16 protein-coding genes are annotated in these 17,992 nt (G+C 57.0%); 8 read left to right on the plus strand and 8 right to left on the minus strand.

The window, feature by feature from the left end; genetic code table 11:
• Positions 1-31: 31 nt before the first annotated feature.
• On the minus strand, positions 32-1,042 hold the full coding sequence (gene argF / locus ID864_RS10900; RefSeq protein ID WP_048917316.1) for an ornithine carbamoyltransferase: 1,011 nt from the start codon (positions 1,040-1,042) through the stop codon (positions 32-34).
• 156 nt (positions 1,043-1,198) lie between these two features.
• Between argF and rraB the strand changes: the two genes are divergently transcribed.
• On the plus strand, positions 1,199-1,621 hold the full coding sequence (gene rraB / locus ID864_RS10905; RefSeq protein WP_048917315.1) for a ribonuclease E inhibitor RraB: 423 nt from the start codon (positions 1,199-1,201) through the stop codon (positions 1,619-1,621).
• Between the two features lie 50 nt (positions 1,622-1,671).
• A complete protein-coding gene (gene miaE, locus ID864_RS10910) occupies positions 1,672-2,430 on the plus strand; it encodes a tRNA isopentenyl-2-thiomethyl-A-37 hydroxylase MiaE (RefSeq protein ID WP_099754124.1) in 759 nt (252 codons plus the stop codon).
• Between the two features lie 38 nt (positions 2,431-2,468).
• On the opposite strand, the gene ID864_RS10915 is transcribed toward miaE, so the two are convergent.
• Positions 2,469-2,972 carry a GNAT family N-acetyltransferase gene (locus ID864_RS10915; RefSeq protein WP_048917313.1) on the minus strand — a complete coding sequence of 168 codons (504 nt, stop codon included), beginning with the start codon at positions 2,970-2,972 and terminating at the stop codon, positions 2,469-2,471.
• Between the two features lie 224 nt (positions 2,973-3,196).
• Here ID864_RS10915 and ID864_RS10920 point away from each other — a divergent pair, with 224 nt between their 5' ends.
• Positions 3,197-4,384, plus strand: coding sequence for a YjgN family protein (locus ID864_RS10920; protein ID WP_191149823.1), 1,188 nt, complete (start codon positions 3,197-3,199; stop codon positions 4,382-4,384).
• Positions 4,385-4,386: 2 nt separating this feature from the next.
• Entirely contained in the window at positions 4,387-5,409 is a 1,023-nt protein-coding gene (locus ID864_RS10925) for a M48 family metallopeptidase (protein ID WP_191149905.1), read from the plus strand.
• An 88-nt stretch (positions 5,410-5,497) separates the two neighbouring features.
• On the opposite strand, the gene ID864_RS10930 is transcribed toward ID864_RS10925, so the two are convergent.
• From ID864_RS10930 to pepA, 3 genes are all read right to left on the minus strand, one after another.
• Positions 5,498-8,353, minus strand: a complete 2,856-nt coding sequence (locus ID864_RS10930; protein ID WP_048914528.1) for a valine--tRNA ligase — start codon at positions 8,351-8,353, stop codon at positions 5,498-5,500.
• A gap of 12 nt (positions 8,354-8,365) precedes the next feature.
• The gene (locus ID864_RS10935) at positions 8,366-8,815 is read right to left on the minus strand and encodes a DNA polymerase III subunit chi (RefSeq protein WP_048914529.1); all 450 of its coding nucleotides are present in this window, start codon (positions 8,813-8,815) and stop codon (positions 8,366-8,368) included.
• A 70-nt stretch (positions 8,816-8,885) separates the two neighbouring features.
• Positions 8,886-10,394: a leucyl aminopeptidase gene (gene pepA, locus ID864_RS10940; RefSeq protein ID WP_048914530.1), complete on the minus strand. Its 1,509-nt coding sequence runs from the start codon at positions 10,392-10,394 to the stop codon at positions 8,886-8,888.
• Positions 10,395-10,650: 256 nt separating this feature from the next.
• Between pepA and lptF the strand changes: the two genes are divergently transcribed.
• Complete coding sequence (gene lptF / locus ID864_RS10945) at positions 10,651-11,751, plus strand: LPS export ABC transporter permease LptF (RefSeq protein ID WP_048914531.1); 1,101 nt, start codon at positions 10,651-10,653, stop codon at positions 11,749-11,751.
• Positions 11,751-12,827, plus strand: coding sequence for an LPS export ABC transporter permease LptG (gene lptG / locus ID864_RS10950; protein ID WP_048914532.1), 1,077 nt, complete (start codon positions 11,751-11,753; stop codon positions 12,825-12,827). The genes lptF and lptG overlap by 1 nt, the downstream gene beginning before the upstream one ends.
• 130 nt (positions 12,828-12,957) lie before the next feature.
• Here the strand turns inward: lptG and ID864_RS10955 are convergent, their stop codons facing one another.
• The 3 genes from ID864_RS10955 to ID864_RS10965 all read right to left on the minus strand — a co-directional run bounded on the left by ID864_RS10955 (position 12,958) and on the right by ID864_RS10965 (position 16,524).
• Positions 12,958-14,235: a DUF445 domain-containing protein gene (locus tag ID864_RS10955; protein ID WP_191149824.1), complete on the minus strand. Its 1,278-nt coding sequence runs from the start codon at positions 14,233-14,235 to the stop codon at positions 12,958-12,960.
• A gap of 7 nt (positions 14,236-14,242) precedes the next feature.
• A complete protein-coding gene (locus ID864_RS10960; RefSeq protein ID WP_048914534.1) occupies positions 14,243-15,745 on the minus strand; it encodes a helicase HerA-like C-terminal domain-containing protein in 1,503 nt (500 codons plus the stop codon).
• A 431-nt stretch (positions 15,746-16,176) separates the two neighbouring features.
• A complete protein-coding gene (locus ID864_RS10965; protein ID WP_048918870.1) occupies positions 16,177-16,524 on the minus strand; it encodes a FaeA/PapI family transcriptional regulator in 348 nt (115 codons plus the stop codon).
• A 172-nt stretch (positions 16,525-16,696) separates the two neighbouring features.
• Between ID864_RS10965 and ID864_RS10970 the strand changes: the two genes are divergently transcribed.
• Both ID864_RS10970 and ID864_RS10975 read left to right on the plus strand, forming a co-directional pair.
• Positions 16,697-17,431 (plus strand): winged helix-turn-helix domain-containing protein, encoded by a 735-nt coding sequence (locus tag ID864_RS10970; protein WP_062818068.1) that lies wholly within the window; start codon positions 16,697-16,699, stop codon positions 17,429-17,431.
• Complete coding sequence (locus ID864_RS10975; RefSeq protein WP_191149825.1) at positions 17,424-17,909, plus strand: FidL-like protein; 486 nt, start codon at positions 17,424-17,426, stop codon at positions 17,907-17,909. Before ID864_RS10970 ends, ID864_RS10975 begins: the two co-directional genes overlap by 8 nt.
• The last annotated feature ends 83 nt before the right edge of the window (positions 17,910-17,992 follow it).

Below are 17,992 nucleotides of genomic sequence, written 5' to 3' on the forward strand. Positions count from 1 at the left end.
GCCGCGCAGGTAATCGTTTGCTCTGGCTGATTTAGCCGGGCTGCGCCAGGGTCGCCACCATCACTGCCTTGATGGTGTGCAGACGGTTTTCCGCCTGATCAAACACCACGCTGTGCGCGGATTCAAACACCTCGTCCGTCACTTCCATGCCGCCGTGCAGATCGTACTGCTGCGCCATCTGCTGGCCGAGCGTGGTCTGGTCGTCGTGGAACGCAGGCAGGCAGTGCAGGAACTTCACCTGCGGGTTGCCGGTAGCCTGCAGCATCGCCATATTGACCTGGTAAGGGCGCAGCAGGGCAATTCGCTCCTGCCACACCTCTTTCGGCTCGCCCATCGACACCCAGACGTCGGTATAGATAAAGTCGGCACCTTTGACCGCCGCGTGAATATCGGCCGTCAGGGTGATTTTGCCGCCGGTTTTCTCCGCCACCTTGCGGCACTCGGCGACCAGCTCCGCGTCCGGCCAGCAACTTTCCGGCGCGGCGAGGCGCAGGTCGATGCCCATCAGCGCGGCGGCTTCCAGCAGGGTATTACCCATATTGTTGTGAGTATCGCCGACGTAGGTCAGCGTCATCTGGCTGAACGCTTTTTCCGGCAGATGTTCCTGCATGGTCAGCAGGTCGGCCAGCAGCTGGGTAGGGTGGAACTCGTTAGTCAGCCCGTTCCATACCGGCACGCCGGCATGTTCAGCCAGCGACTCCACCAGCGCCTGGCCGTGGCCGCGATACTGGATGGCATGGTACATGCGGCCCAGCACGCGGGCGGTATCCTTCATCGACTCTTTATGGCCTATCTGGCTGCCGCTAGGGCCAAGATAGGTGACGTTGGCGCCCTGATCGAATGCGGCAACTTCGAAAGAGCATCGGGTACGGGTCGAGTCTTTTTCGAAGATGAGCGCAATATTCTTGCCTTTCAGGTGCTGAATTTCTTCGCCATTTTTCTTGTCAGTCTTCAGCGTGGCCGCCAGCGCCAGCAGGCCGGTGATTTCAGCGGGAGTGAAATCCAGCAGCCTGAGAAAGTGACGGTGATATAAGTGACTCATAACGCACTCCGGATAACCTTTAATGAATTAAAATTCAATTTAACCGTATGAATATGCATTTTCAACCCCGGCGTGAAGAAACTTTTGTTTAAAGGTAGTGGCGCGGAGGGCACTGTGGGAAAATACTGGAAATAACGCCCTAATGAGGAATGGATCATGGCTAACGAAGCATTGTTGGAAGAGCAGCGTGAAGAGACGCGGCTGATTATTGAAGAGCTGCTGGATGATGGCAGCGACCCTGATGCACTGTACACCATTGAGCATCATCTCTCCTGTGACAGCTTCGACGCGCTGGAAAAAGCCGCGGTAGAAGCCTTCAAGCTGGGCTATGAAGTGACTGAACCCGAAGAGCTGGATCTGGAAGATGGCACCAAAGTGCAGTGCTGCGACATCATCAGTGAGAGCGCGCTGACCGCCGAGCTGATTGACGCGCAGGTTGAGCAGCTGATTGACCTGGTGGCGAAGTTTAACGTCGACTACGACGGCTGGGGCACCTACTTCGAAGATCCCGACGGCGAAGAGGAAGACGACGAAGACGGCGAAGAGATCGACGGCGAAGACAACGGCATCCGCCATTAATTTTGTATCAGACGGGTCAGGCATGCCTGACCCCTACAGAGTTTGCTTTGATGAACATCGAACACCTTCTTGCCCCCGTCACCCGCTTCCTGCACTGCCGCACCCCGCAAGCCTGGATTGATGCCGCGCGCCAGCCGGAAAACCTGGCAACGCTGCTCACCGACCACCTGGTGTGCGAGCTGAAAGCGGCCCAGACCGCAATGTGGCTGATCCGCAAATACGTGGCCGACAAAGAGAGCGGCGATGCGCTGCTGGCGTGGCTGAAACCGTGGGAAAACTTTGTCCACAACGACCAGGCCGATCTCACTTTCCTTGAACAGCACAAAGGGTTGTCGAAAACCATTATCAGCCGCGAAGAGGTGCCTTACGGCGACGAGCTGGTGGATAAGATGGTGCTGCTGATTAAAGAGGAGCTGCACCACTTTTATCAGGTGCTGGAGATTATGCAGGCGCGCGGCATCCCCTATGCGCGCATTACCGCCAGCCGCTATGCCAAAGGATTACTGCGCGAAGTGGCAACCCATGAGCCGCAAACGCTGGTGGATAAGCTGATCTGCGGGGCGTATATCGAGGCGCGATCCTGCGAACGCTTTGCCAGCCTGGCGCCGCATCTCGATCGGGAGCTGGCGGCATTCTATGTCTCGCTGCTGCGCTCCGAGGCGCGCCACTATCAGGATTATCTGGCGCTGGCGGCGCTGATTTCGCCGACGGATATCACGGCGCGAGTGCAGAAGATGGGTGAGGTCGAAGCGCGCTTAATCAGCGAACCGGACAGCCAGCTGCGCTTTCACAGCGGCGTGCCGGTCTGACAGGGTTGGGGGGCGCTTGGGTGGTGCGCCCGCCACGGTTACAAACTTTTCAGCATCGTCACTTCGCAGTCGACATGGCCGGTAAAGCCCATCGGCCCGTCGATATGGGAAAAACCGAGGTGCTCATACAGGCGGATTGCGCGCGTGAGCGAAGCGGTGGTTTCCAGGTAGCAGCGCTTAAAGCCGCACTCGCGGGCGTAATCCATGGCCTGAATCGCCAGGCGACGTGCCAGCCCGAGGCCGCGCACCTGCGGCAGGAAATACATTTTCTGCAGCTCGCAGACATCGGCATCGCTGCCCGCCAGCGGTGCGACACCGCCACCGCCCACCACTTTCCCTTCCAGTTCGACCACCCAATAGGCGCAGCTGGCTGCGCTGTAAACCTCAAACAGATGATCGAGATTCGGGTCGGAGACGGTATAGCCTTTATCCGCCGTCAGGCCAAATTCGGCAGACACGGCGCGGATTACGGCGGCAATGTGGGGATTATCCGCAGCAGCGATCGGGCGCACCAGCAGGGTGGAATTTATAGCGGTAGTCATAACTCAGGCTCATAGCAGTTCGGCAGCAGGTAAGTGTAATAACACTGGTGGCGTATTGATGCAATGCCTGCGCAGTGGCAACGCCCCTGAGAGACCGCTATTAAGCTGAATGATAATTATTTATTGTCCGTTTCTGAGGGGCATGCTTAAATAGCCGCGCTACTTATTTAACTTTAATAATCTGCCTGGCAGATAACTATTCTTATTTTCAGGAAGAAAATCTAATGGAAAACAATACCTCGACTTCACAGCGCCATGCTGTGCTGTTTCATGGCCGTTCCGGCGAATATTTCTCTATCTGGCTGGTCAATGCATTACTGACCATCATTACCCTGGGGATTTATTCCGCCTGGGCGACCGTGCGCCGCCGCCGTTATTTCTATGGCAATACCGAAATCGCCGGTGACCGTTTTGATTATCATGCCCGCCCGATCGACATTCTGAAAGGGCGCATTATTGTCTTTGTCGGTCTGGTGCTGTTCTTTATTCTCTCCGCCGCATTGCCGACCATTTCACTGGTGTTCCTGCTGGCGTTCTTTGCGCTGGTGCCGTGGATTGTGGTGCGCAGCTGGCGCTACAACGCGCTGATGAGCAGCTTCCGCGGCGTGCGCTTTAACTATCACTGCCGCATTGGTCGCGCTTACTGGACCATGTATCTGGCACCGGTGCTGATGATTGCCGCCCTGTATCTGGTGGTGGGTATGATTGCCATGATGGCGGCGACCAGCGGCAATATCAGCGCGGCCCTGACCGTCGGCGTGCTGTGCTTTGTGCTGTTCCTCGCCGGGCTGGCAGCGGTGCAGGGCACGGTTGCGGCAATGAATCACGACCTGTATATCAATAATATGTTTTACGGCCAGCAGCCCTTTAAGGCTGAGCTGCAGAAAAAGACCTTTATCAAAATGGTATTAATCAGCTTCGCGATTATGCTGCCATTCCTGATTGTCGCCGGGATGCTGATTGGCTCGCTGTTTATTTCGCTTATTTATGCCGCCGCGATGGGCATGAGCGATCCAGCGATGATGGGCAACCTGATGGGCGGCAATCTGTTTAATATTTTCCTGACCTTTGTGGTGTTAATTTTCGGCGGGCTGGTTTCCTCCGCCTATTTAATTGCCGCACAGCGCAATTATGTTTTCGGCCAGACTCAGCTTGGTGAAAAACTGCGCCTTAAGTCAACTTTATCGACAGGTTCATTCCTTGCGCTGACGCTGACCAATACCCTGATTGTGATCTTCACGCTGGGCCTGGGTGCGCCAATTGCTGAAATTCGTCTGGCGCGCTATCTGGCGAACGCCACCGCGCTGGAAGGCGATATCTCCCTGCTGGATATCAGTGCGCACCACGAATCGGCGCGTACCGCCGTGGCGGAAGAAGTGGTGGCGGCGTTCGATCTTAACCCGGGCATCTGATGCTGCAGCTGAACGGCTACTATCAGTACCCTGGACGGGCAGCTCGCGAGGCTGCCCGTCTCACACTGGGCGAGCGCCATCTGACCCTGGAGCAGGGTGGGCAGCAGCAGATCCAGCTGCTGAGTGCGGTTAAGGTTTCCGCTGCGCTCGGCACCATCCCCCTGACGCTGACCTTTGCCGACGGCGGCCGCTTTGTGCCGCAGGATGACGCTGCGTTTCGCCAGTGGTGGCAGCAGCGCCATCGCCCGGGGCTGGTTCACCGGCTGGAGCAGCATCGTCGCGGCGTCGGCCTGATGCTGCTGGCCACGCTGGCGGCTATCGCGCTGTATGTCTGGGTGATCCTGCCCGCCGTCAGCAGCGTGCTGGCGCGTCATATTCCCAGCTACGTTGAGCGTCAGGTGGGGCAGCAGACTTTCACCCTGCTACAAAACAGCGGCTTTAGCAGCGGGCAGCTGACGCCCGGGCAGCTTAAGCGCATGCAGGGCCTGTTCGCCGCCACCGTGCCCGCTGAGATGAAAGATGACCCGACGCCGCTGCGGCTGAAGGTGATGCATTTCTCCGGCGGTCCCAACGCTTTTATGCTGACGGACGGCACGCTGATTATCAGCGATGAGCTGGTGCAGATGGCGAAAAGCGACGATGCGCTGGCGGCGGTGATGCTGCACGAAATCGGCCATCACGCTTACCGTCACCCGATGCGCATGCTGGTGCGCTCTTCGCTGGTCAGCCTCAGCTATCTGTGGCTAACCGGGGACGTCAGCGGCATCGGCGATACGCTGCTGCAGTCCGCCGCCTTTGTTAACCAGCTGCAGTTCTCGCGCAGTATGGAGCGCGAAGCGGACGAGTATGCGGTGGCACAGATGAAGGCGCAGGGGCGCTCTCTGGCGGCGATGGTGCAGATTTATCAGCAGCTGGCGCAGTCGGGGGAGAAGGTGAGCGGCGGGTTGAGTCTGCCGGAATGGATGAGTACCCACCCGGATATGCCTGCGCGCATCAGGGCGATTCAGGACGGATCGCGGCAATAAAAAAGGGCGCGGCATGCCGCGCCCCTACGGGGGTTGTAGGGGCGGACCCTTTTTTCCGGTCCGCCCGCCAGCATCACACCGGCCGCGATTACAGCGCGGCGATAACCGCCTGCTGCTCAATCAGTTTGCTTTTAGCCTGCTCGAAATCGGCCAGGCGCTCGCGCTCTTTCGCCACTACCGCTTCCGGTGCGCGCGCCACAAACCCTTCGTTGCCCAGCTTGGTGGTGATTTTTTCCATCTCCACTTCCACTTTCGCCACTTCCTTCGCCAGACGCTCCAGCTCCGCCGCTTTATCCACCAGGTCCGCCATCGGGATCAGCAGTTCAGCACCGTCAACCAGCTTGGTCACGGCAACCGGGCCTTTTTCACCCGCTGGCAGCAGCGCCAGCGTGGTAAGGCGCGCCAGGGTTTTCAGGAAGTTGTGGTTGTCGTTAACGCGACGCACCACGTCAGCACTGGCGCCGCGCAGCAGCACGTCCAGCGGCTTAGCCGGGGAGATATTCATCTCGTTGCGAATATTACGCACCGCGACGATAGCCTGCTTCAGCCATTCGGTGTCGGCCATTGCAGCGGCATCAACGCGGCTTGCGCTGAACTCCGGCATCGGCTGCAGCATGATGGTGTCATCGCTGATGTTCTTCAGCACTTTCACCTGCTGCCAGATGGTTTCGGTAATAAATGGAATAATTGGGTGCGCCAGGCGCAGCAACGCTTCCAGAACCGTCACCAGCGTATTACGCGTGCCGCGCAGCTGGGCTTCAGTCCCGCCGTTCATTACCGGCTTCGCCAGCTCCAGATACCAGTCGCAGAACTGGTTCCAGGTGAACTCATACAGGATGTTGGCGGCGATATCGAAGCGGTAGCTGTCCAGCGCGCCGCGGTAGGCCTTCACGGTTTCGTTGAATTCCGCGAGGATCCAGCGGTCCGCCAGCGACAGTTCCAGCTCGCCACCGTTGAAGCCGCAGTCGTGCTCCTGGGTGTTCATCAGCACAAAGCGGCTGGCGTTCCACAGCTTGTTACAGAAGTTGCGGTAACCTTCCAGGCGCTTCATATCCCAGTTGATGTCGCGGCCGGTTGAGGCCAGCGCCGCCAGCGTGAAGCGCAGGGCATCGGTGCCGTGCGGCTCAATGCCGTTGGGGAACTGCTTCTCGGTGCGCTTGCGGATCTTCTCCGCCAGCTGCGGCTGCATCATGTTACCGGTGCGTTTTTCCAGCAGGTCTTCCAGCGAAATCCCGTCAACCATATCCAGCGGATCGATCACGTTACCCTTCGACTTGGACATTTTCTGCCCTTCGTCGTCGCGGATCAGGCCGGTCATGTAGACGGTTTTAAACGGCACCTGCGGCTTACCGTCTTCGTCCTTGATGAAGTGCATGGTCAGCATGATCATGCGCGCAATCCAGAAGAAGATGATATCGAAGCCGCTGACCAGCACGCTGGTCGGGTGGAAGGTGCGCAGAGCTTCGGTGTTCTCCGGCCAGCCGAGGGTGGAGAAGGTCCACAGGCCGGAGGAGAACCAGGTGTCGAGCACGTCTTCGTCCTGGGTCAGCACCACCTCGGGCGCGATGTTGTTTTCCGCACGCGCTTCTGCTTCGCTGCGCGCCACATAGACGTTGCCTTCGGCATCGTACCAGGCCGGAATACGGTGGCCCCACCACAGCTGGCGGGAGATGCACCAGTCCTGAATGTCACGCATCCAGGAGAAGTACATGTTCTCATACTGCTTCGGCACGAACTGGATATCACCCTGTTCCACCGCTTCCACCGCCACTTTCGCCAGCGGAGCGGTGCGCACGTACCACTGGTCGGTCAGCATTGGTTCGATCACCACGCCGCCACGGTCGCCGTAAGGCACGGTCAGGTCGTGCGGTTTGATCTCATCCAGCAGGCCGAGTGCATCAATCGCCGCGACAATCGCTTTACGCGCCGCGAAGCGTTCCAGCTTCTGGAACGCCGCCGGAATGGTCGGATCGCAGGCGTCAGACTCTTCGCCGTTGGTGTCGTAAACCTGGGCGCTTTCGCGGATATCACCGTCGAAGGTCAGAATGTTGATCATCGGCAGCTTGTGACGACGGCCCACTTCGTAGTCGTTGAAGTCGTGCGCCGGGGTAATCTTCACGCAGCCGGTGCCTTTCTCCATATCGGCATGCTCATCGCCCACAATCGGAATGCGGCGACCGACCAGCGGCAGCACGAGGAATTTGCCGATCAGATCTTTGTAGCGCGGATCTTCCGGGTTGACCGCCACGCCGGTATCACCAAGTACGGTTTCCGGGCGGGTGGTGGCGACCACCAGGTAATCTTTACCGTCAGCGGTTTTCACGCCGTCGGCCAGCGGGTAGCGGATGTGCCACATCGAGCCTTTCGACTCACGGTTTTCCACTTCGAGGTCAGAAATCGCGGTGCGCAGCTTCGGATCCCAGTTCACCAGGCGCTTGCCGCGGTAGATCAGGTTCTCTTTGTGCAGGCGCACGAACACTTCTTTCACCGCGTTCGACAGGCCTTCATCCATGGTGAAGCGCTCGCGCTCCCAGTCCACGGAGTTGCCCAGACGGCGCATCTGACGGGTGATAGTGCCGCCAGACTCGGCCTTCCACTGCCAGATTTTTTCGATGAACGCATCACGGCCGTAATCTTTACGGGTTTTGCCCTCTTCGGCGGCGATTTTACGCTCAACCACCATCTGCGTGGCGATGCCCGCGTGGTCGGTACCCGCCTGCCACAGGGTGTTTTTACCCTGCATGCGCTGGTAGCGGATCATGGTGTCCATGATGGTCTGCTGGAAGGCGTGCCCCATATGCAAGCTACCGGTGACGTTCGGCGGCGGGATCATGATGCAGAAGCTTTCCTGGCTGGTGTCGCCATTCGGTTTAAAGTAGCCCTGTTGTTCCCAGTGCTCGTAGAGCGGCTGCTCGATATCTTGCGGGTTATATGTCTTTTCCATTTCTGCTATGTCTTAGGCAAGGGGCGGCGTTGCCGTATTCAAGTGGAATCCAACGCTGCGATACGCTTTGTAGCGGTCGCGCGCCAGCTGTTTCAAGGATGCTTCATAGGGAACGAAGTCTATCACTTCATAGAAAGCGGTGGCAAAATCTGCAAACTGCGGCAGCAGGCTGATCAGCAGGTCACGCGGCGAGTTTCCGCGCCGCTGCGGCCAGGCCAGTTCGACCGGTGCGCCATATTTCGGGCCTTCACCCGCCAGATTATGCGGCACAAAGGCGCTGGCCGGACGCTGCCACAGGGCTTCATCCAGGCGGATAGCCTGGGCTTCATCCTGGCAGGCGACCAGCACGCGTTTCCCTTCCCGCCAGCGCGCCTCGGCCAGGTCACAGACCAGCGCTTCCTGCGCGCTCAGCCCGTCAACCGGGGTGTCGGTTTCCAGCAGATAGAAAGTTGCGTTTTTCATAATGATGCCAATTGGGTTCGGTGGTTTCCGCAGGGGCCAGGCATACCTGGCCCCTGCAAAGGCTTAACGATTAATCGTCGCCGTTCAGACCCGCTCGGTTAAGCAGGAACTGCGACAGCAGGGCGACCGGGCGACCCGTTGCGCCTTTGGCCTTACCGGAGCGCCAGGCCGTACCGGCCACGTCGAGGTGTGCCCAGTTGTACTTACGCGTGAAGCGCGCCAGGAAGCAGGCCGCGGTAATCGCACCGCCGGGACGGCCACCAATGTTTGCCATATCGGCAAAGTTGGAGTCCAGCTGCTCCTGATACTCATCGGCCATCGGCAGACGCCATGCGCGGTCACCCGCCTGCTCGGACGCGCCAATCAGCTCGTGCGCCAGCGGGTTATGGTTCGACAGCAGGCCGCTGATATGGTGGCCGAGCGCAATCACGCAGGCGCCGGTCAGGGTCGCCACGTCGATCACCACGTCCGGATCGAAACGCTCAACGTAGGTCAGGGCATCGCACAGCACCAGGCGACCTTCGGCATCGGTGTTCAACACTTCCACCGTCTGGCCGGACATGGTGGTCAGTACGTCACCCGGGCGATAGGCGCGGCCGCCAGGCATGTTCTCACAGCCCGCCAGCACGCCGACCACATTAAGCGGCAGGCCCAGCTCGGCCACCATGCGCATCACGCCGTACACCGACGCCGCGCCGCACATATCGTACTTCATCTCGTCCATCGCTTCGCCCGGCTTCAGCGAGATCCCGCCGGTATCGAAGGTGACGCCTTTACCGACCAGCACAATTGGGCGCGCATCCGCATCCGGGTTGCCCTTGTACTCAATCACCGACATCAGCGATTCGTTCTGCGATCCGGCTCCGACGGCGAGGTAGGCATTCATGCCCAGCTCTTTCATCTGCTGCTCGCCAATCACGCGGGTGGTGATATTGCTCCACGCATCCGCCAGCTGGCGCGCCTGCGAGGCCAGGTATGCGGCATTACAGATGTTTGGCGGCATATTGCCGAGATCTTTCGCTGCCTTCACGCCCGCCGCAACGGCCAGGCCGTGCTGGATAGCGCGCTCGCCGCTGGTCAGCTCACGGCGCGTTGGCACGTTGAACACCATTTTACGCAGCGGACGGCGCGGCTCGACCTTGTTGCTTTTAAGCTGGTCGAAGCTGTACAGCGTCTCTTTGGAGGTTTCCACCGCCTGACGCACTTTCCAGTAAGTATTGCGACCTTTTACGTGCAGCTCGGTCAGGAAACAGACGGCTTCCATCGAACCAGTATCATTCAGAGTGTTAATTGTTTTCTGAATAACCTGCTTGTACTGGCGCTCGTCCAGCTCACGTTCTTTGCCGCAGCCGATCAAAAGGATGCGCTCAGAGAGAATGTTCGGTACATGATGCAGCAGCAGCGTCTGACCGACTTTTCCTTCCAGTTCACCACGGCGCAGCAGGGCACTGATGTAGCCATCGCTGATTTTATCGAGCTGTTCAGCAATCGGTGACAAGCGGCGCGGTTCAAACACGCCCACTACAATACAGGCACTGCGCTGTTTTTCCGGGCTACCGCTTTTTACACTGAACTCCATGCACTCTCCTGAATCTTAAAGACAACGGCGCTTGCTCCGGCTAGAATGGACCGCTTTCGTACCGTATAGCGCTGGTGCAATATGTCGCTGTCAGATTGAGTTTTGGTGATAATAAGTTTTTTTTTGCATCACCAGAACGCGATTGTTGTCATACTATTTTAGCTATGACTTGGGCCATTGATAGAAAAAATGGCGTGTAAGCGATGAAACTAGCGATTTTCCTGCAAAAAGACAAGTTTTCACAGGCGTACTCAGCGTGATCATCATTAGATATCTGGTTCGGGAAACGCTCAAAAGCCAGTTGGCTATCCTGTTCATCCTGCTGCTGATCTTCTTTTGCCAGAAGTTAGTCAGGATTTTGGGAGCCGCGGTGGATGGCGAGATTCCAACAAATTTAGTACTCACATTATTGGGCCTTGGCGTGCCGGAAATGGCGCAGCTTATCCTGCCGTTAAGCCTGTTTTTAGCCATTTTGATGACGCTTGGCCGGTTATACACCGAGAGTGAAATCACGGTGATGCACGCCTGCGGTTTAGGCAAAAGCGTGCTGGTGAAGGCGGCGATGATCCTGATGCTGTTTACCGCGCTGGTGGCAGCGGTCAACGTTGGCTTCCTTGGGCCGTGGTCCTCGCGCTATCAAAGCGAAGTGATGCAGAACGCCAAAGCCAACCCGGGTGCCGCTGCACTCGCGGCCGGGCAGTTCCAGCAGTCGGGCGATGGCCAGTCGGTGCTGTTTATCGAGAACACCAAAGGCAACACCTTTGACAACGTGTTCCTGGCGCAGATGCGGCCGAAGGGCAATGCCCGCCCGTCGGTGGTGGTGGCCGATCATGGCCATATGTCGCAGCGTGCCGATGGTTCCCAGGTGGTGACGCTGGATAGCGGTACGCGCTTCGAAGGCACCGCGCTGCTGCGCGACTTCCGCATTACCGACTTCAAGAACTATCAGGCGATTGTCGGCCATCAGGAAGCGATTCTGGATCCCAATGATTCCGAGCAGATGAGCATGAAAGCCCTGTGGCAGTCCGATAAACCCGATTTCCGCAGCGAGCTGCACTGGCGCCTGACGCTGGTGTTCTCGGTGCTGGTGATGGCGCTGATGGTGGTGCCGCTCAGCGTGGTCAACCCACGCCAGGGGCGCGTGCTGTCGATGCTGCCCGCCATGCTGCTCTACCTGATTTTCTTCCTGTTGCAGAGCTCGTTACGCTCCAGCGGCGGCAAAGGGCGCCTCGACCCGGCACTCTGGATGTGGGTGGTTAACCTGGCTTATCTGGGGCTGGCGATAGTGCTGAACGCCTGGGATACCGTACCGATGCGCCGCCTGCGCGCGCGCTTTACTCGCGGAGGATCGGTCTGATGTTTGGCGTTCTTGACAGATATATCGGTAAAACGATTTTCAATACCATCATGGCGACGCTGTTTATGCTGGTGTCGCTCTCCGGCATCATTAAGTTTGTCGATCAGCTGCGTAAAACCGGGCAGGGTGACTACACCGCGCTCGGCGCCGGGCTCTACACCATCCTCAGCGTGCCGAAAGATATCGAGATCTTCTTCCCGATGGCGGCGCTGCTGGGAGCGCTGCTGGGCCTCGGAACGCTGGCTCAGCGCAGCGAGCTGGTGGTGATGCAGGCATCCGGCTTTACCCGTATGCAGATTGCCGCCTCGGTGATGAAAACCGCCATCCCGCTGGTGCTGCTGACCATGGCGATTGGTGAGTTTGTTGCCCCGCAGGGCGAGCAGATGGCGCGTAACTACCGTGCGCAGCAGCTGGTGGGCGGTTCGCTGCTCTCCACGCAGAGCGGGCTGTGGGCGAAGGACGGGAATAACTTTATCTTTATTGAACGTATTCGCGACGACAACCAGCTGGCGGGCATCAGCATCTACAGCTTTAACCAGCAGCGCCGCCTGCAGTCGGTGCGCTACGCGGCATCGGCCAAGTACGATGCGAATAAAAAAGCGTGGGCGCTGGCGCAGGTAGATGAATCAGACCTGACTGACCCGCAGCAGGTGAGAGGCAGCCAGACGCTGACCGGCGAGTGGAAAACCACCCTGACGCCGGACAAGCTGGGCGTGGTGGCGCTGGACCCGGCGGCGCTGTCGATCACCGGCCTGTATAACTACTCGAAGTATCTGAAGCAGAGCGGCCAGATGTCCGGGCGCTATCAGCTGAATATGTGGAGCAAAATCTTCCAGCCGCTGTCGGTGGCGGTGATGATGCTGATGGCGCTGTCGTTTATCTTCGGACCGCTGCGCAGCGTGTCGATGGGGATGCGCGTGGTGACCGGGATCAGCTTTGGCTTCCTGTTCTACGTGCTGGACCAGATTTTCGGCCCGCTGAGCCTGGTGTATAACATCCCGCCGATCCTCGGCGCGCTGCTGCCCAGCGCGGCGTTCTTCGCCATCAGCGTATATATGCTGTTGAAACGCAGGTAATTGTTGGGTTGCGGGTCGACCAGAAAAGCGGTCGACCCCTACAAGATCGGTACGTGACGCCCGTGATGATGGCGCACCGTTCACTACCCCCTGTAGGGGCTGACCCTCTTTTCCGGTTAGCCCTTTTTTCTTACAGCACCAGCGGCAACAGCGACAGCAGATACAAAATCAAACCAATCACCCCGCCGACCAGCGTGCCGTTAATGCGGATGCGCTGCAGATCGCTGCCGATATTCAGCTCCACCTGATGTGACATATCTTTGGCATCCCAGCTTTTTACCGTATCGCTGATATGGCGGCTGAGAAACGCCGAGAACTCCGGCGCCACGCTGCTGGCGGCGTCCTCCATGTGCTGATTAAGCGAGCTGCGCAGCGCGCTGTCCTGCATCAGCGTTTCGCCAAACCACTGCCCGGCGGCGCTCACTTTGGCGTGCAGCTGTGAGTCCTCACGGTCGAGATCGGCCTTCAGCCAGGCTCTGAGATCGCCCCACAGCTGGCTGATATAGCCGTTCAGCGCCTCGTCCTGCTTGAGGTAGGTTTTAATCTCCTCCGCTTTTTCTGCCATTTCCGCGTCGGTGCGCAGGCGGGTAATCAGCCGCTGCACCGCGCGGTTAAAGCCCTGGCGCAGCTGGTGCGACTCATCATTTTCAATCTCGCTGAGGATCGACTGCACCGCTTTCGCCGCCACGCCGGCGCTCTGCTCGCCCAGCCACTCGCTCGGCAGCATCTTCTCCTTCAGCGGGTGCTCGCGCTTCAGCCAGCGCACCACCTGCTGGGCGATAAACTCGTGCGTACCGGGCTTGTTGATCAGCTGCAATACCTGCGCCAGCGCATCGTCCAGCAGCTGCTGGTGGCGGTTATTTTTGGTCAGGCTTTCCAGGATCATCGCGGCCGACTGCGTGAGGTCCACTTTGTCGATCGCCTTGTGGATGGCGCGGCGCATGAATGCCTGAATACGCTGGTCATCGGCAAGGTCGAGAAAGCCGCGCACCATCTTCAGCAGATAGCCGCTGAGGCGGGCAGTATTCTCAGCGCTGCTGAGCCAGCGGGCGATAATCTGCGCCGGATCGTGGCGGCGGATCAGCGCCAGCAGCGACTCGGTGTTGAGGAATTTGTCCTGTACGAACAGCGCGAGGTTATCAGCGATGCGGTCCTTGTTGCGCGGGATGATCGCGGTGTGGCGGCCAACCAGCGGGATCGGCACGCGGCGAAACAGTGCGCTGACCGCAAACCAGTCGGCCAGCGCGCCAACCATCGACGCCTCCGACACCGCCTTCAGCCCGGCTATCCACAGGTTTGGCGGGTTGTACAGCGGCCAGACCACCGTGGCGATAAACAGCAGCGCCGCCACGCCCAGCAGTATCAGCGGCAGGCGCCTGGCCTGCCGCAGTTCCAGTTCCTTATCCATAAACTCCCTACTTGCGGCGGCCGCCCATAATGCTGCCCAATACTCCGCGAATGATTTGATTGGTGATCTGCCGGGCGGCGCTTTTTGCCACGCTCTGCACCACGCCTTCGCGCTTGCCGCCGCGCGGCCCGGTGCTGCCAAACAGGATATCCTTCAGCCCGCCGAGAATGCCGTCATCGACCGCCACCGCATCGCCTTTCGCCGCCGGCGCGCTGGCGCTGTCGGTGGCTGCCTGCACCCCTTTTTGCAGCAGCTCGTAAGCCGACTCACGATCGACCGCTTCTTCATACTTGCCCGACAGCGCCGAGTGATTGATCAGCCCGTTACGCTCATCGTCGGTGACCGGCCCCATGCGCGAACCGGGGGCGATGACCGAGGCGCGCTGCACCACCGACGGGCTGCCTTTCTCATCCAGGAAGGAGATCAGCGCTTCGCCGGTGCCCAGCTCCTGAATTGCTGTGACAGTATCAAACGCCGGATTGGCGCGCATGGTCTGTGCGGCGACCTTCACCGCTTTCTGATCCTTCGGCGTAAAGGCGCGCAGCGCGTGCTGCACGCGGTTCCCCAGCTGGCCGAGCACCGCATCGGGAATATCCGCCGGGTTCTGCGACACGAAGTACACCCCGACCGCCTTGGAACGGATCAGGCGGATCACCTGCTCAATTTTATCCAGCAAAACGGCGGGCGCTTCATCAAACAGCAGGTGCGCCTCGTCGAAGAAGAACACCAGCTTGGGTTTCTCCTGGTCGCCCGCCTCCGGCAGCTGCTCGTACAGCTCCGACAGCAGCCACAGCAGGCTGGTGGCGTACAGCTTCGGCATCTGGTACAGCTTCTCGGCGGCGAGGATGTTGATCACCCCTTTGCCGTCGGCATCGGTGCGCATCCAGTCTTTGATATCCAGCATTGGCTCGCCGAAGAAATACTCGGCACCCTGCTGCTCCAGCGCCAGCAGCCCGCGCTGGATCGCCCCGACCGACGCGCTGTTGATGTTGCCGTACTGGCTCTGAAACGCCTTGGCGTTGTCGCCGATGTACTGCGTCATGGCGCGCAGATCTTTAAAGTCGAGCAGCAGCATCCCCTGGTCATCGGCCACGCGGAAGATGATGGTCAGCACGCCGCTCTGCACCTCATTAAGGTTTAGCAGGCGCGCCAGCAGCAGCGGGCCAAGGTCGGACACCGTGGCGCGCACCGGGTGGCCGCGCTCGCCGAAAATATCCCACAGCACCACCGGGTTGCTCTGCGGCGTCCAGCCGCTGACGCCGATTTTTGCCAGCCTGGCGCTGAGCTTTTCCGACTCCGCACCTGCTTTGGCAATGCCGGTCAGGTCACCCTTTACATCGGCCATAAACACCGGCACGCCGATGTTGGAGAAGCTCTCCGCCAGCTTTTGCAGCGTGACGGTTTTTCCGGTGCCGGTCGCCCCGGTGATCAGCCCGTGACGGTTGGCCATAGCGGGCAGCAGGTGCAGTTGGTGTTCGGTGGTCTGGGCAATCAGCAGCGGCTCGGTCATAGTGAGTTATCCATCGGGTTGGAAGAGGGGGGGACCCCTGTAAGCCTGGCAGGCATCCATTTTTCTACAAAAAATACATAACCATAAGGCGATGATGAGGAAATCATCGCGTAGTGTAAAGGATAAATTAATAGCGCTATTTACTCTCTGTCAATGCGGATTTTCAAGATGTCACGGCAGGGGAGGATGGCGGAGATAATAACAACTCCTCATCTCTTTTTATTTTTATGATGAAAATAAAAGCCAGGAAGGTTAAAAAATGTGCTGGTGGGCAGGGGTGTTTTTTAAAGTTAAATCATCCGTCTTAGACAGGATGTTATTAATAATTACAATTTAAATGAAAGAGCGTTGCACCCCATTTTGGATGCAACGGCTCTTAATGCTCTAAATGCGATGAATATAACGTGATTTTCTGTTCTAAGAGGGAACATTCATCGCTGCAATATTTTAAGATCCTGTTGGTCCTTGAGTAAGTACCATTTATGATACTTTTTTATTTTATCTCTGCTCACACAGCCGCGTTGTTCTAACGGGAGAAGCAAATGTCTGACTTTGTAAATGGAAATGCCGCATAGGTCGGCAATTTCTCTTGTCGACAACCCCTCAGAAGAGTGCTCTTTTAACGAGTTGAGAATAAAGATCTGTTCGGGGATATTAACCTTTTTAATCTCGACATTGCTAATACCCATTTCCATTGCCAGCATAAGCAGATTTTTAAGATGATTGTGGTGACCTTTGCGTAACTCACCTGAACTGTAAGAACATACAGAGGTTTTCATTTTGCCTACTCCATGGGCTTCAAAGGAAGCTCGTAGTATGAGATCCCAGTAATTCGTTAGCAACATTAACGTGAAATGAAGCTTGAATCAGAAGTTTTATCTAAAATTTATCATTTTTTTATTTTATTGTTCTGTTTTTGGGTGTTCAGTAAATCTAAGTTTGGAGGAGAATATGAGATTCAATATCGAAGGCGTAGTTATTTTTGATACCGAAAAGGCTTTACTTGTCAATCTGCTCACGGGAGATTGTATCGAGTTATCCCAAACATCGGCGCGCCTGCTGGCTGCATTGCTGACGCATTCCGGAGAGGTATTAGCGCGCGATGAGATTTTTCAGTCTATTTTTGATAAGTTTGGCGCACGGGCTTCTAACAGTAATTTGAATCAATATATTTCAATACTGCGAAAAAATTTACATGATTTGGGGATCGAACAGGAGATTATTATTACTGTCCCTCGCGTTGGGTTTACGATCTCGGAACATGCGGTAATTAATGAAGAAGTCAACGCTCCCAATGTCGCTGTCAATCAACGATGGCTGCCTTTTTTATACGAAAAGCTCATCGCGGGTCGGATCTATTTTATGGCCGGAGGGAGTGTTGTTTTTTTAGCATTTATTGTCTTTTTCTTCAGGGTGGAAGAGCACATCACAGAATTAATTCCGTCAAAGATGTCACTGAATCAATGCAGTTTTTATGTCTATCTTCCCATGTCAATGCAGGATATTCATAACGCTTTTTCTTTGTCCGGAAGAGTGCTGGACTGCTCGGTGCCAAAAAAAATCTATCTTTACAGTCAGGTTATAGAAAGTGATTTAGGTTACCACGTTCAAATTTTGATGGTTGAATGCGAACGAAATGGCAATCGTTGTACCAGTGAGTATATAAGAGAGATTCACAATGCTTAAGCTGTCAGCTTTGCTTGCAATTATTACCTGTCTGCTGTCGGTAGGTGGAGTAATTTATTTTTCCAAGGATCCCGTTTTTATCTGTGAAACGCCATTCACCCTGACTCAAAATGTAAATAATGAGGTGATTCGTGCCCAGGGCGTCATGTTTGTCCATGTTGACGGTGATAAACTGTTTATTAAAATGGATGGCCTGCTCACTCACCAAAGCAAAAAGTATATTATCGCGCGCACGATTGAGCTAGCGTATAAACACTATAATCTTAAGGCCGACCTCTATAAAGTTGTCAGCCTCGACACTGTGCGCGACGACACAGACAATATTGATGATGGGCTGGTCTCGGGCTTGCTTTTCGGTATGAGGCAGAAGGAAAAAATTATTTTCCTTAAGCGTGTCGGGGATAGTGTCATTTTGTTCGGCAATAATACCTTTCCGCAGTTCGGTTGCCTACGCAATCCAGCGGAGGCCCACAGTTAATCCCCTCGCTGCGCTAACAGGAAATTCTCTGTCCAGGTGCAGCAGGTTAACCGCAAACGGTGGGCCCAATCACAGCTGATGAT

Origin of the sequence: Erwinia aphidicola (genome assembly GCF_014773485.1) — a bacterium.
In the GTDB taxonomy this organism is placed as follows: domain Bacteria; phylum Pseudomonadota; class Gammaproteobacteria; order Enterobacterales; family Enterobacteriaceae; genus Erwinia; species Erwinia aphidicola.